10 protein-coding genes and 5 pseudogenes are annotated in these 13,429 nt (G+C 43.4%); 5 read left to right on the top strand and 10 right to left on the bottom strand.

What is annotated here, in order from left to right:
* Nucleotides 1–65 precede the first annotated feature (65 nt).
* The 4 genes and pseudogenes from NPUN_RS15300 to NPUN_RS15285 form a co-directional block, all read left to right on the top strand.
* A protein-coding gene (locus NPUN_RS15300) for an ISKra4-like element ISNpu15 family transposase (protein ID WP_419788431.1) occupies nt 66–1,203 on the top strand; the annotation gives its coding sequence in 2 pieces (ribosomal slippage) (nt 66–218 and nt 220–1,203; 1,137 coding nt in all).
* Complete coding sequence (locus tag NPUN_RS15295; protein WP_336884952.1) at nt 1,184–2,035, top strand: cyclic nucleotide-binding domain-containing protein; 852 nt, start codon at nt 1,184–1,186, stop codon at nt 2,033–2,035. The genes NPUN_RS15300 and NPUN_RS15295 overlap by 20 nt, the downstream gene beginning before the upstream one ends.
* Nucleotides 2,036–2,206: 171 nt before the next feature.
* Nucleotides 2,207–2,476, top strand: coding sequence for a Nif11-like leader peptide family natural product precursor (locus tag NPUN_RS15290; protein ID WP_012409503.1), 270 nt, complete (start codon nt 2,207–2,209; stop codon nt 2,474–2,476).
* Between the two features lie 77 nt (nt 2,477–2,553).
* Nucleotides 2,554–3,131: pseudogene (locus NPUN_RS15285) on the top strand (radical SAM protein); the annotation flags it as partial.
* 49 nt (nt 3,132–3,180) lie between these two features.
* On the opposite strand, the pseudogene NPUN_RS15280 reads toward NPUN_RS15285, so the two are convergent.
* Nucleotides 3,181–4,511 (bottom strand): annotated as a pseudogene (locus NPUN_RS15280) (IS701 family transposase).
* 358 nt (nt 4,512–4,869) lie between these two features.
* Nucleotides 4,870–5,100, bottom strand: a pseudogene (locus tag NPUN_RS15275) (transposase domain-containing protein); the annotation flags it as partial.
* A gap of 229 nt (nt 5,101–5,329) precedes the next feature.
* On the opposite strand from NPUN_RS15275, the gene NPUN_RS15270 reads away from it, so the two are divergent.
* A complete protein-coding gene (locus tag NPUN_RS15270; protein ID WP_052304604.1) occupies nt 5,330–6,058 on the top strand; it encodes a transposase in 729 nt (242 codons plus the stop codon).
* A 124-nt stretch (nt 6,059–6,182) separates the two neighbouring features.
* On the opposite strand, the gene NPUN_RS15265 is transcribed toward NPUN_RS15270, so the two are convergent.
* The 8 genes and pseudogenes from NPUN_RS15265 to NPUN_RS15230 all read right to left on the bottom strand — a co-directional run bounded on the left by NPUN_RS15265 (nt 6,183) and on the right by NPUN_RS15230 (nt 13,308).
* The gene (locus NPUN_RS15265; protein WP_041565429.1) at nt 6,183–6,497 is read right to left on the bottom strand and encodes an FAD binding domain-containing protein; all 315 of its coding nucleotides are present in this window, start codon (nt 6,495–6,497) and stop codon (nt 6,183–6,185) included.
* Nucleotides 6,484–7,194 (bottom strand): annotated as a pseudogene (locus NPUN_RS15260) (2Fe-2S iron-sulfur cluster-binding protein). The gene NPUN_RS15265 and the pseudogene NPUN_RS15260 overlap by 14 nt, the downstream one beginning before the upstream one ends.
* 235 nt (nt 7,195–7,429) lie before the next feature.
* Nucleotides 7,430–7,693: pseudogene (locus NPUN_RS15255) on the bottom strand (transposase); the annotation flags it as partial.
* A 192-nt stretch (nt 7,694–7,885) separates the two neighbouring features.
* Entirely contained in the window at nt 7,886–8,440 is a 555-nt protein-coding gene (locus NPUN_RS15250) for a general stress protein (protein WP_012409502.1), read from the bottom strand.
* A gap of 193 nt (nt 8,441–8,633) precedes the next feature.
* A complete protein-coding gene (locus NPUN_RS15245; RefSeq protein ID WP_041566162.1) occupies nt 8,634–9,194 on the bottom strand; it encodes an HdeD family acid-resistance protein in 561 nt (186 codons plus the stop codon).
* A 105-nt stretch (nt 9,195–9,299) separates the two neighbouring features.
* Nucleotides 9,300–11,942 (bottom strand): ATP-dependent chaperone ClpB, encoded by a 2,643-nt coding sequence (gene clpB / locus NPUN_RS15240; protein ID WP_012409500.1) that lies wholly within the window; start codon nt 11,940–11,942, stop codon nt 9,300–9,302.
* Between the two features lie 44 nt (nt 11,943–11,986).
* Complete coding sequence (locus NPUN_RS15235) at nt 11,987–12,304, bottom strand: chaperone modulator CbpM (RefSeq protein WP_012409499.1); 318 nt, start codon at nt 12,302–12,304, stop codon at nt 11,987–11,989.
* Nucleotides 12,301–13,308: a DnaJ C-terminal domain-containing protein gene (locus tag NPUN_RS15230; RefSeq protein WP_012409498.1), complete on the bottom strand. Its 1,008-nt coding sequence runs from the start codon at nt 13,306–13,308 to the stop codon at nt 12,301–12,303. Before NPUN_RS15230 ends, NPUN_RS15235 begins: the two co-directional genes overlap by 4 nt.
* Between the last annotated feature and the right edge of the window lie 121 nt (nt 13,309–13,429).

Raw genomic sequence — 13,429 nt, 5'->3', positions numbered from 1 at the left:
ACGGAAGTCAGGAAGTAAGGGGATATCAGGAAGGGATAATAAAGTCATCAAGACTAGGTGTATCAATGACTCCTGAAGAAGAACAACAGATAAAAGAATATTCTCGTGCAATAGCAAAGATACTGTACAAAAGTACTACGGGTGAGCAACTCACAAGTTTGGCAAAAATAGAAGAAGTAGTACGCTCTCAAATGCGGAAGCATGTAATGCCAGAAGTAGGGTTTTTTTATCGAAAATGCCACAGGAGAAAGCAGAGGATACAAACGAAAAATAAAAAGTATTATTGGAGAACTGCCAATTACAAACTCTCAAGCACAAAAGCTAGAAATTAGACCCCATAATCAATTGAGTCCATATTTAGAAGCTTGTTGCTTACGAATCAGCGCGTCGGTATCGTATCAACGTGCGGCAGAAGATATTGAATATTTAACTGGTGTAGAAGTATCAAAAAGTGTGCAGCAACGATTAGTGCATCGTCAAAATTTTGAATTACCGCAAGTAGAATCAACTGTGGAAGAATTGAGTGTGGATGGAGGAAATATACGCATTCGTACAATCAAGGGACAAGTCTGTGATTGGAAGGGTTATAAAGCTACCTGCTTACATGAAAAACAAGCTATTGCTGCCTCATTTCAAGAAAATAGTCTTGTAATTGATTGGGTCAAAAGCCAATCAATTGCTCCTATCTTGACCTGTCTTGGCGATGGCCATGACGGTATTTGGAATATTGTCCGCGATTTTGCTCCCGAACACCAGCGTCGGGAAGTACTTGATTGGTTTCATCTGATGGAAAACCTACACAAGATTGGCGGTTCTAATCAACGGCTCAATCAGGCTAAAATCCTTCTCTGGCAAGGAAAAGTTGATGATGCTATCGCTGTCTTTGCTGACTGTCAGCTAAAACAAGCTTTTAATTTCTGTACTTATCTTGAGAAACATCGACACCGGATTGTCAATTACCAATATTATCAAGCAGAACAAATCTGTTCCATTGGTTCTGGTGCTATTGAGTCTACTGTCAAACAGATTGACCGTCGAACCAAAATTTCTGGCGCACAATGGAAATCTGATAACGTTCCTCAAGTCTTAGCTCAACGCCAGAGCTTATCTCAATGGATTAATCTTTGCTCACTAAATAAAAACTGGGATGCTCCCATGAAGTCTTCAGTCGAGAGATTGTCAGATTATCCAGTGGCGAGGTAATAGGAGAGTTTCCATTAGTAGGGAATCGTCTGACAGCTACAACTGTAAAAGCTGTAGAAAAATCTTTAGTAATGTCGATTTCACAACAGAAATTATCAGTAAAATTGCAGCAAGATATTGTTTTGCTTCACGTTTTTATCGTGCAATCGCAATTATATTTTCCGATAGAATTCAAAGCGCTATCAATCAACAGGGACGTAGCAATTTAGCACAAAGCCAACCTTTGAGAGATGTCCTATTTGTTTTAGGAGGATTACATGATAGTGACATCGATTGGATGACGACTTGTGGTAAAATTAAAAAAATTCTTACTAACACCGTACTAATCCGTGAAAGAGGGCTTGTGGATGGGCTGTATATTCTTTTAGATGGAGCAATGTCTTTGTCTATTGATGATAATGAGCGTAACCCCTTAGCTCGTGCTTTTGCTGCTATAGAAGGTACTGAACTTTCTGGTAGAGAAATAGCAAGATTGTGCAAAGGCGAAATCATCGGCGAAACACCCTTCATTGATGGGCGGCTGCCTTTAGCAACGGTTAAAGCTATTGAAGATTCAATTATTTTGTCAATTGAACGACAGCAATTAGCAGCAAAGTTACAGCAAGATATAGGATTTGCATCTCGTTTTTATCAAGTTATTGCAACTTTGCTTTCTCAAAGATTGCAAGGAATGCTGAGTCAGCTTGGTTATGGTAGGCGGGTTTATAGTAAAGGTTTAACGTTATCGAAAGATGTAGAATACGAGGATGAATTAAATGATAACCTTTTAGACTGTGTGGGGCTCGCGGCAAAAAGGTTTGAGTGGATGGTAGGACGGTTAAAAGTAAGTTAAATTCCTCTATATGAAATGGTTGCTGAACAAATATCCTATTTTACATAAACTACAGTGAATTCATAATGGCACAAACCAAAACGAAAAAAAACATAGTCTTAACTAAAAATTGTGCATTATAGTTGTACCTTGTTTTTCCTAATCTTTTAGGTATTAATAAGTGGAAATTATATGTCTATTGAAAGCGCAAAAGCTTTTTATCAGAGAGTGACAACAGATGAAGATTTCTGCACTCAAGTTGAAAGCTCTCCAATAGAAGAACGTGGAACTTTCTTACAAGCAGCAGGATATTATTTTACTCAAAGAGAATGGGAAGCTGCTAGCGCTGAAATTTCAGAGACAACCTCAATTGGTGGGGAACTCAATGAAGCTCAACTTGAGGCGATCGCTGGTGGAAGAGCATCAATTGCTATGTACGGTTTACCAACCGAGCTTTATTAACAATGGCTTTCGTCTAGTTAATAAATCCATAAGAGCTTTTGACTTCCGAACCCAATGCTAAAACGCTAGGCAAAACAGTGTCTGACAAGCACCATCGAACCAGTTATGCCGTTTGGGAAATCACTCTGAAATGCAACCTTGCTTGTAGTCACTGTGGTTCGCGGGCGGGACAAGCACGAGATAAAGAACTTTCTACTGAAGAAGCTCTTAATCTTGTTCAGCAGTTAGCCTATGTTGGTATTAAAGAAGTAACTCTCATTGGAGGAGAAGCTTTTTTACGTCCAGACTGGCTTGTGATTGCAAAAGCCATTACCCAGACTGGTATGCTCTGTGGTATGACTACCGGGGGATACGGCATCTCGCTGGAGATGGCACACCGGATAAAAGAAGCGGGAATTGCTAAAGTTTCTGTTTCTACAGATGGGATGGAAACAACTCACGATCGCCTCCGAGGAAAAAAGGCTCTTGGAAATCTGGACTCAGAACCATGAGCTACCTCAAAGAAGTCGGCATCCCCTTCGGTTGCAATACCCAAATCAACCGTCTGTCTGCTCCTGAATTCCCTCGCATCTACGAGCATATCCGCGATGCAGGTGCGCGAGCATGGCAAATTCAACTGACTGTGCCGATGGGAAATGCCGCAGACAATGCAGATACCCCTCTTCTGTCACTCTCCGGAATAACCAATTAGTAAAGAAGCTAAATCATCCAGAAGCAAAACAGGGTTTAAATTGATTCATTGCGGCAATTAAATGATTGAATCCCAGTAACAAATCTGAATTTGGGAAAATACCTAACCAGGGATAAATTAACCAAAATAGTAAAAGTGGTTGGATAATAAGACGCAAATTATTTAAAGTATTCTTCCATCCAGATTCATGATTCCATTGTGGATGATTAGAAAAATCAACATCACTATTTTCTTGTGCGTCAGTCTCAAGTTGACGAGATTGATTGAAGCCTAAGAAGACTGGAGAATTTAAACTAATCATTGTATAAACACTAAAAATAATCTCCCACCATCTCTCAATATGTAGGAAATTAGTGAAACGGTAATCTGTCCAGCCTAGTTCCTGTTTACACTGTCTAAACCCATATTCAACCCAGGTTCTTAATCCATATAAGTCCCCTAAAGTCTTCTTCAAATTTCCTTGAAGATTCGTCATTACAAAGGAGGTAGAATTTTCAGGCATGGTTTCTGGGTCGGTAGTTATTTCCCAGTAAGTTGTGGCTCTTTTTTTGCCATAAATTATTTCTCTAATATACCTAGTCTCTGATTTTTCATTACTAAATGTTCTCTCAAATTTACACCACTTATTAGCCCTAACCCTCTGACTGGCTGGCAGCCAGACCGCATGATTACAACGAAATCGCTACAACATAAGCTAATTTATATTCAGTTAATTTTTGAATGAATTGGCTACTTTCGCCATATAAACTATCAGCCAGCACCAATTCAATATTAAAGCCTGATTCAATTAATTCTGTAATAATTTCTGATGCTAACTCTATTTTCGTTTTGTATTTATCTGATTCTTTTAGCGTTCCTTTAGGTTTAAATATTTTTATACTTAATGGAAATGTTATTTTACAATAAACTCCATAGGCATTGACTGTAACTATTCCATTATCTATTTTTCCTACACTCCCTAGATATTGTCTTGCTACATAATCGGTCTTTTTACCTTTTTTTCTATCTCCTGTTTCATCTATTACTACGGTAATGGCATTTCCATTTAATGCTCTCTTGATTTGATTTAATCTTCGGAGCTTTAATTCATTTATTGACCAATTTGAATTAGCTATAAAATGATGTAATGACGCTCGCTGAGTTGATACTCACAACCTTAGCTATTTCTGGTAATGATTTTCTTTTTATTGGTGAAATTATTCCTAAATGTAAATATTTGAAACACTCATAATTTCTTACTTCTTTGAATAAGTCTTTATACTCTGCACAATATCCATCTACGATTGCAACTGTTGGGTGGGCATCTCTTGCCAAATGTTTTAGGATCTGTAATTCTACATCCATTGCCCTGCTTACCTTCCAGAGTTTTTTCTTTTAATCCTTTTATTAAGAATACTCGGAAAGTGACAGAAGAGGGGTAAAGTGCGTACGGAGCCGATTCTTACATTCTTTGCTTTTACCTGCTACAAACACTGCTAAACTCATGGTTTGAACGGTTTTACGCATGTGCCAGGCTCTGCGGTTAACTAAATTATTGTCACAATGGATACATTTATTTAACTCACATTCCACAATTATACGTTGGGCATCAGGAAAACTTCGTTGTGGGTGATGACGTGGCTTCTTTACTATCACGCTTCTTTTGCTGCTGGTAGATTCTTTTTCAGCTTACCTGCTTTACATACCAATTAGACAGCTAGGGTTGCCGAGCTTGAGTAATTGCTGATTTACAGGGTACTCGCCAATATTTCCCAACTTTTATCCATGCCACAGAAAGACCATCAACTAAGTTTTTGAGTACATCTCGCATCGAATCTCTCGACCACAAGCTCATTGCTATCACCAGTCCAACTACCAAATGTGCTGGCAAAGAACGATTTCTTTCTTCATTGGCCTTACTGGTAGCGGTAAGCGAAGCCTGCCGTAGGCTTATCGCTTGCTCAATAGCAGTTGCAGGTATGGCTGTCTCTATCGCTTTTAGCAAATCACTGCTAAGTATAATTGGAGACACCAGCGAGAAGTCTTTGAGATCCACTACAGTTTCTTTCTAGTCTTGATTACAATCCTTAATTTACACAACTTTTAGGCTTAACTGAACCGTATTGAGTTATATCCGCCACCGGGATAGTCTTATCAAAAGTGCTTGTGTTCATATTCAACGGATGCAAAAAGCTTTAACCCAGATGAACGTGCAACTGCATAAGGTGGTTAGCGATATCACTGGTACTACTGGGATGGCAATTATTCGAGCAATTGTTGCTGGAGAAACAGACCCACAAATTTTGGCAGCGAAAAGACATCACCGTACTAAACGCTCTGAAACAGAAATTGCTGCTGCTTTAAATGGTGATTATCGCAATGAGCATATTTTTGTACTTCAACAGGAACTACAACTTTATGATGTCTATCAAGCTCAGATAGCCGCTTGCGATCGCCAAATACAGGAGTGCTTGGCTCAATTTAGTGACAAAGTTAATCTCGATGAATCTCCGCTTCCGCAACCAAAGCACCCCCGCAATAAACCTCAAGGCAATGAACCCGCTTTTGATTTACGTACCCATCTTTACCGAATTAGTGGCGTGGATTTTACTGCCATTGATGGTCTTGGTATCCTTACCGTACAAACCCTTATTTCTGAGCTTGGTTTAGATCCTACCCGATTCCCAACTGTTAAAAACTTTACTTCCTGGCTTGGTCTTTGCCCTTGCAATCGCATCACTGGGGGTAAAGTGAAAAGTTCTCAAACTCGCTTGGTGGTTAACTCTGCTGCCAATGCTTTCCGGATGGCGGCACAAACAGCTGGCAAGAGCAATTCTGCCGAGTCGTGCTTTTTATCGTCGCTTACGTTCTCGCCTTGGTACGCCCAAAGATATCACTGCTACTGCTCATAAGCTGGCACGAATTTTCTATCGACTTTGGACATCTGGAGATAACTATCAAGATATTGGCATGGATTATTATGAGCAACGTTACCAAGAACGGGTTATCAATAGCCTCCAAAAAAAGGCTCTAGCTTTAGGTTTTGAGCTTGTTCCTCAGCCCGAAGCAAATACGGTTTCTTGAAAGCGGGTAATTTTGCCGGACGAGCGCATGGTTAGCCGTATCAGTATTTTTGGCTAGCGCGCCGATAAAAATTCCGTTCGAGGTCGAGCTAATTTGCGCTAGATTCAAACGTGAGATGTCAACAAGTTCGCTGGGGCGCTCGACATATTCTTTCATCAAATCAATCAAATTTGTCCCGCCTGCGAGAAACTGTGCCGTTTCATTAGCGGAAACAGTGCGAATGGCGTTTGCCGCGTCGGTTGCGCTAGAATATTTAAGCGATTTCATCGGCTTTGCCCTCATTGAATGCAATGGCAATTTCTTCATCGCTTGCAAAATGCCAGGCTTGGGCTGTTTCGCGTCCGGCATGAACTTCTTTGATTGCCGCAACGATTCCCGGATAAGCGCCGCAACGGCAAATGTTGCCGCTCATGCGTTCTCTGATTTCTTCATCAGAGATTTCTAAATTCTGGGGACTCATCCGCAAATTGTTAGTGACGTGACTCGCGTCGCCGTTTTTGGCTTACTGCAAAAGCGCCACTGCCGAACATATCTGCCCCGGCGTGCAGTAGCCGCACTGGAAGCCGTCGTGTTTGATGAACGCCGCCTGCATCGGATGAAGATTGTCGCCGTCAGCCAGCCCTTCGATGGTCGTCACCTCTTTTCCCTCGCAGCTCGCGGCAAGTGTCAGACACGAAAGCACGCGGCGTCCGTCAACGATCACTGTACAAGCACCGCACTGTCCTTGATCGCACCCTTTTTTGGTGCCGGTCAATCCAAGTCTTTCGCGTAGAGCATCGAGCAGCACCGTGCGCGAATCCACTTCCAGGCGTTGAGTAGAGCCGTTGATTTTCAACAGGATCTTAACGGCGTTTTCCACCCCAGCGGTCGAAGCGAACACTGCGTCGGGCGAAGCGGCGAGCGTGGCAAAGACCTCCTCTTTAGCCAGCAAGTGGAAGGCGAAGGTGCCGAGTGCCGCAGCCATGTTTTGCCCCAAGAATTTTCGGCGAGCAGCACCGACAATACTGAGTTCGTCAAGTAGTGTTTTTTCGTCCACGGTGAGTTGCTCATCGCTTTCGGTTAGATCGAAGTCTTGTCGTTCTTGATTGTCGTCCATGATTCTCCTTGCAACATTCTCGAACAAGCCCTGGACAAGTGTTTGTTTTTCGCGCCGACTCTTCTCACGGTCTGCACCCACCGAAGGCGCAGAAGCACCTTCGCTCAATCCGCCCTTGCACTGCAAGAGTTGCTTGTCTATCAGATAAATTCTCTAGATATTGCATCACCAGTATCATCGCCAACCGCCAAGGTGCTTGCGCTGGCTGACCCCGTTGTGGATACAGTGATGCGAAATCTTCATCCTTATAAAAGACTCCAAGTTCATCACGCAGTCGCATATATAAATTACCTTTGGGGAATGCGGCTTTGGCTACACGTACCGTTTCATCAGGAATAGGAGGAATTTCTTCGGGATGTAAGCACATATACTGCCTCCACAGGTATTCCTTCTAATTTATTGATTACTGAGGCAGCTAACTTAATTTTTTTCTCCCGTGTAACACACGGAAAGGAATATCTATCTTCTCCAAGTAATACACGGTAAATCCACCGTTTTTTTGTTAAGCAATATTTCGCCAACGGTATCCGTATCTCGGCGGCCACCCAAGAAGGCTTATTTAAACCTGTGGTAGCTCATAGATACCCCAATAGTTAATATCATGCTTCTTCAAAATGACTTCAGCATTTTGAATCTCCTCATCTTTGCCTTTTAGTACTAGTAAATATTCACAGCACTGGATGCGATCGCAATAACGTCTAGCTCGGTCTTCAGGAATACCTAAACTAGCTAGCACCTTTACTAAATGATTTGTAGCTATAGTACTAACTGCAACACCCGCTACACTGATAATGAATGCTGTTCCAACCGAACCGACTGCAATTATTACTCCAATACCGCCAGGAAGTACCAAACTGCTAAGACCAACTAATACGCTTCCCCAAAAACTTGTAGTTAAAGCGTCACCAACTGCTCCAGTTGTATCTACACTTTGATTGTTGATACGCGAACTGACTGATACTTCGCCAATAGGATTTATGCGATCTGCAAATTTTGCAAAAATCGCAACTTTTTCCATTGGAAAGCTTGAGGCTTTCAATTCATTAACTGATTGCTCCGCTGCTTTACGGTTAGTAAATACTCCAACAGCGTGCTTGTTATCTGTTGTAATCATATTATCCTTATTTCAGTGAGGCAGCACTAGCTCACCAATAAAACCGAAAGTTATTTCAACAAATTAGTAAATAGTTAACAGTAAACTTTTTTTCAGTTGGGAGTCAAAGTTCCTCACCACTATTGCGTGCTACGTTTGAGTTGGAGATTTAGACCCCAACTCAAACTTTGATAACTGATAACTGATAACTGCTTTAAACTCTTGCCCTATGGTCAGGAAGACTACGAGAAGCTAATGAAAGCATGATCATCCAAACACCCGTCAACAAAAAATTAATCCCTACAAATACTCCCAATACCCAAACTGCGCTGACAGGCCATTGATAGAGAATAAAAATCCCTAGAATAATAGCCATGATTCCGCTAAATAGTACCCAACCCCAGTTTGGATCTCGACGCATTTCAAATGCTGCAATCACCTCCAATACACCCTCAATAAAAATGATAAATCCAAAAGCTAAGGTGAGAGAGAGTGCAGCACCAAAGATGTTGCTAATCAACAAAATCCCACCAATTACGTATAGAATACCAACTACTAGTGTTGTCCAGAAGCCTCGTTTGTGACGTGATTGAAATGCATGAACAATTCGGACGATGCCAGCAATAATTAAAGTCCAGGAGAATACGATTGTGATGGCAATAGTGGCAATAAATGGTTCTGCGATCGCTGCAATTCCCAGCAGAATCATCAAAACACCTAAGACAATTGGCAATGCTGAATTTGTTCTGGTTTCTCTAAAATCTTCAGAAGTCATAGCTTTTCCAAAAATGTTTTGATATGTTGTTAAATCTTGAAAGAGAGACACGATTAACCCTTGTCTGTACAAGAGTTATCTCTCCCTTGTGCTCCTCTGCCCCCTCTAAGCATTGACCAGTTCAGGTGATAAGCGCTTCAACACCAGTCGTTCGTGTTCCACATGGACGTAGATTGTGTCACCTTCGTGGAACTCGCCGCGTAGAATCGCTTTGGCAATCGGAGTTTCTAGTTCTCGCTGAATCGCCCGCTTCAGGGGACGAGCACCGTAAACTGGGTCATAACCGACCTGAACAATCCAATCGAGAGCCTGGTCGGAGATTTTGAGCGAGAGTTTACGCTCGCGCAGTCGCTCCTCTAAACGCTGCACTTGTAGTTTGACAATTTCGCGCAACTCGTCCTTCCGCAAGCTGTGGAAAATAATGATTTCATCAATGCGGTTGAGGAATTCGGGGCGGAAACTTTCTCGCACTGCTTCCATGACGCGATCGCGCATTTGTTCGTACTTGCTATCGTCTCCTGCCACATCCAAAATGTATATTGAACCAATATTGCTGGTCATAATCGCGATCGTATTTTTAAAATCTACTGTGCGTCCCTGAGAATCAGTTAGGCGACCATCATCCAGGATTTGCAGCAGGACGTTGAATACATCAGGATGAGCTTTCTCAATTTCGTCAAACAGAATTACAGAATAAGGTCGGCGGCGAATCGCTTCGGTGAGTTGTCCGCCTTCTTCATAGCCCACGTAACCTGGAGGCGCACCGATGAGACGGGCAACAGCGTGTTTCTCCATGTATTCGGACATATCGATCCGCACCAGTGCATCTTCGGTATCAAACAGATATTCCGCTAAAGCTTTTGCCAGTTCTGTTTTTCCCACCCCGGTCGGGCCTAAGAAAATAAAGCTAGCAATGGGACGATTCGGGTCTGCCAACCCAGCACGGGAACGTTGAATTGCATCGGCAACAGCTCTTACAGCTTCGTCCTGACCAATCACACGTTTATGTAGCTCTTCTTCCAGATGCAAGAGTTTTTGCATTTCCGATTCAACCAGTCTGCTCACCGGAATACCCGTCCACTTGGAGATAATTTCGGCAATGTCAGCTTCGGTGACTTCTTCGCGCAACAGAGATTTACCGCTAGTCTGGATTTGGGCTAGTCGCGCTTCGGCTTCTTTTAGTTGTCGTTGCAGCTCAGTGAGTTTGCTGTATTTCAATTCTGCTGCCCGGTTGAGGTCGTAATCGCGTTCGGCTTGCTGAATTTCTACATTGACACGCTCAATCTCTTGTCTAATTTGGCGAATGCGATCGATGATTTGCTTCTCTGCTTGCCATTGAGCATTGAGGGCATCTTGGCGTTCTTTTAACTCTGCAAGTTCTCTCTCCAGCCGTTCTAAACGCTCTCTGGAAGCACTGTCTGTTTCTTTTTGCAGTGACAGCCGCTCCATTTCCAGTTGCAGAATTTTGCGATCGATTTCGTCTAATTCTTCTGGTTTGGAAGTAATTTCCATTTTTAGTTTAGCCGCAGCTTCATCCACCAAATCAATAGCTTTGTCGGGTAGGAAGCGATCGCTAATATATCTCGCAGACAGAGTAGCTGCCGCAACTAACGCACTATCAGAAATCTTCACGCCGTGGTGTAACTCGTAGCGCTCTTTCAAACCGCGCAGAATTGAGATGGTATCTTCCACACTGGGCTGATCGACATATACCTGCTGAAAACGACGTTCCAAAGCCGCATCTTTTTCAATGTACTTGCGGTATTCATCTAGCGTGGTGGCACCAATACAGCGCAGTTCGCCGCGAGCGAGCATCGGCTTGAGCAAGTTGCTAGCATCCATCGATCCTTGCGTTGCACCCGCACCAACTACAGTGTGAATTTCGTCAATGAACAAGACGATTTGTCCCTGTGCTTCTTGGATTTCTTTTAAGACAGCTTTCAGGCGTTCTTCAAATTCTCCCCGGTATTTGGCTCCGGCAATTAACGCACCCATGTCTAAAGCTATTAGTTTGCGATGCCTACGGCCGGCTATGCCAACGCGCAATGATTCCGGGACATCACCACTGACAATGCGCTGCGCTAATCCTTCTACAATTGCCGTTTTACCGACACCGGGTTCACCAATCAGCACGGGGTTATTTTTAGTCCGACGAGAAAGGATTTGAATCGTGCGGCGAATTTCTTCATCTCGTCCAATCACTGGGTCGAGTATGCCCTCATGTGCCAATTGGGTTAAATCGCGCCCGTATTTTTCTAGCGCTTCATATTTAACTTCCGGGTTTTGATCTGTCACTTTTTGACTCCCTCGAATCTGTTGAATGATGTTGCGGAGTTTTTTTTCATCCAGTCCAAATTCTTGAAACAACCCTTTACCAAAGCGATCGTCTTTGGCAAAGGCAAGTATTAAATGTTCAATAGAAATATATTCATCACCAAACTCTTTGCGGTATTGTTCGGCGCGATCGAGCAGCCTCTCTAAACTGTGTCCGATGTATACCGAACCACTGCTAGCCCCCGATACTTTGGGCTGACGGTTGATGAAGTCGATAGTGCGCTCGTGTAGTTTTTGAACATTTACCCCGGCTTTGTTGAAAATAGAACTGGCGAGTCCTTCCTGTTCCAGTAGCGCTAGCATCAAATGTTCGCTCTCAATCTGCTGATGCTGAAACTGTTTGGCAATTTCGGGAGTACGAACAAGGGCTTCCCAGGCTTTTTCGGTAAATTGCTCGGGATTTGTTGGTTGCATAATCGTGCCCCTTAGCTGAGAAATAAATTATTTTGTTAACGCTCTTAATTACGAATTTGTAATTCAGCACGGTAGGCACGCAGTTGCGCCTTGAGTTGGTCAATTTCAGTTACCATATCTAGCACCATTGCTGCTCCGACCCAATTCAAGTTCAGATCGCGGTGCAACCTTTGAATCTGCACAACGCGAAACATATCCTGTCGGCGCAGCATGATTCCTACAGGTTCAATTAGTCCCAGGCGGGCAAATCGTTCTAGTAATAAAACCGAGGTTTGGGTGAGGTAAGCGACTTGTTCGAAACTATAAAGGCGATCGCCTGCTTCTGACCAAACCACACTAGACAAGCTCAGGTTAGAAATCATAACCGCACCTCTTCTAAGCCTTGACGGGGATTAAAACTGCTAACTTGTCGCAATTTTTCATAGCACTCTCTTTCTTGGGGACTCAAATCTTTGGGTGTTACAATTTTTAACCGCACAATCAAAGCGGTACGATTGCCTTTTGGATCGCGCCAGCCCTTGCCACGTAGCCGCAGTGCTTGGCCGGAATCCACACCAGCCGGAATCTTCATCGTTACCTTGCCATCGGGCGTAGGAACATCTATTTGTGCGCCAAGCACTGCTTCTTCTGGGCTGACAGGTACTTCACAGGCAAGATTGTCGCCCTCAAATTTGAAGAAAGGATGAGGCAATAATTCAATCGACAGATAAAGATCGCCGCGTTGCTGGTTAAAAGGACTCATCTGTCCTTTGCCTTTTACCCGAATGCGGCTTCCCGGTTTCACACCCGGCGGAATACGAACAGTGATGGTTTCCCCATCAATTTGTAGGCGCTTCTGTGTACCATGAAATGCTTCAGAAAAAGTGAGAGCGATCGCCGCTTCCGTATCCTGTGCGGGAATATCAGTGAAGCGGCTGGAGGGGTCTTCTCCATACCCAAAATCTACGTAGTCCCGGAATCCTTCTGGTCTTCTTGTAGTGCGATAATTAGCTCCGCGCTGCCTTGTACGACCGCCACTGCGACCTAACCCTCCCAGCAATTCATCAATGAAATCATTAAAGTTGCTATACTGGCTAAAGTCATAGCCTTGTGTACCCGCCCCTCTGGGTGGAGGTGCACCCGCCGCAGCCTGTTGCCAGTACTGACCATACTGGTCATACTTCTGGCGTTTTGCTGGGTCGGACAGCACTTCATTAGCTTCGTTAATTTCTTTGAACCGCGCTTCGGCTTGCTTATCGTTAGGATTTAAGTCCGGGTGATATTTCCGTGCCAATTTCCGGTAGGCTTTTTTGATATCCTCCGGAGTGGCGTTCTTACTGACACCCAGAATTTCGTAATAATCTTTGAAATCGGTTGCTGCAACCATCAGCACCTCTTGAAATTAACGCGATGGGACGGGTGGGCAGAGGGGCAGGGGGAGATAAAACTCCTCACTCTTATACAGACGCGATGAATCGCGTCTCTACTTCTAATTCTTGTACAGACGC

Origin of the sequence: Nostoc punctiforme PCC 73102, assembly GCF_000020025.1 — a bacterium.
Classification (GTDB): Bacteria; Cyanobacteriota; Cyanobacteriia; order Cyanobacteriales; family Nostocaceae; genus Nostoc; species Nostoc punctiforme.
The sequence above is the reverse complement of the archived record's forward strand: the minus strand, read 5'-3'. Positions and strand labels throughout refer to the sequence as shown.

Excerpts from the sequence above, each read along its gene's own strand:
- NPUN_RS15290 (WP_012409503.1), top strand. The coding sequence starts at position 2,207 with ATGTCTATTGAAAGCGCAAAAGCTTTTTATCAGAGAGTGACAACAGAT.
- NPUN_RS15270 (WP_052304604.1), top strand. The coding sequence starts at position 5,330 with ATGCAAAAAGCTTTAACCCAGATGAACGTGCAACTGCATAAGGTGGTT.
- NPUN_RS15265 (WP_041565429.1), bottom strand. The coding sequence starts at position 6,497 with ATGAAATCGCTTAAATATTCTAGCGCAACCGACGCGGCAAACGCCATT.
- NPUN_RS15250 (WP_012409502.1), bottom strand. The coding sequence starts at position 8,440 with ATGATTACAACAGATAACAAGCACGCTGTTGGAGTATTTACTAACCGT.
- NPUN_RS15245 (WP_041566162.1), bottom strand. The coding sequence starts at position 9,194 with ATGACTTCTGAAGATTTTAGAGAAACCAGAACAAATTCAGCATTGCCA.
- clpB (WP_012409500.1), bottom strand. The coding sequence starts at position 11,942 with ATGCAACCAACAAATCCCGAGCAATTTACCGAAAAAGCCTGGGAAGCC.
- NPUN_RS15235 (WP_012409499.1), bottom strand. The coding sequence starts at position 12,304 with ATGATTTCTAACCTGAGCTTGTCTAGTGTGGTTTGGTCAGAAGCAGGC.
- NPUN_RS15230 (WP_012409498.1), bottom strand. The coding sequence starts at position 13,308 with ATGGTTGCAGCAACCGATTTCAAAGATTATTACGAAATTCTGGGTGTC.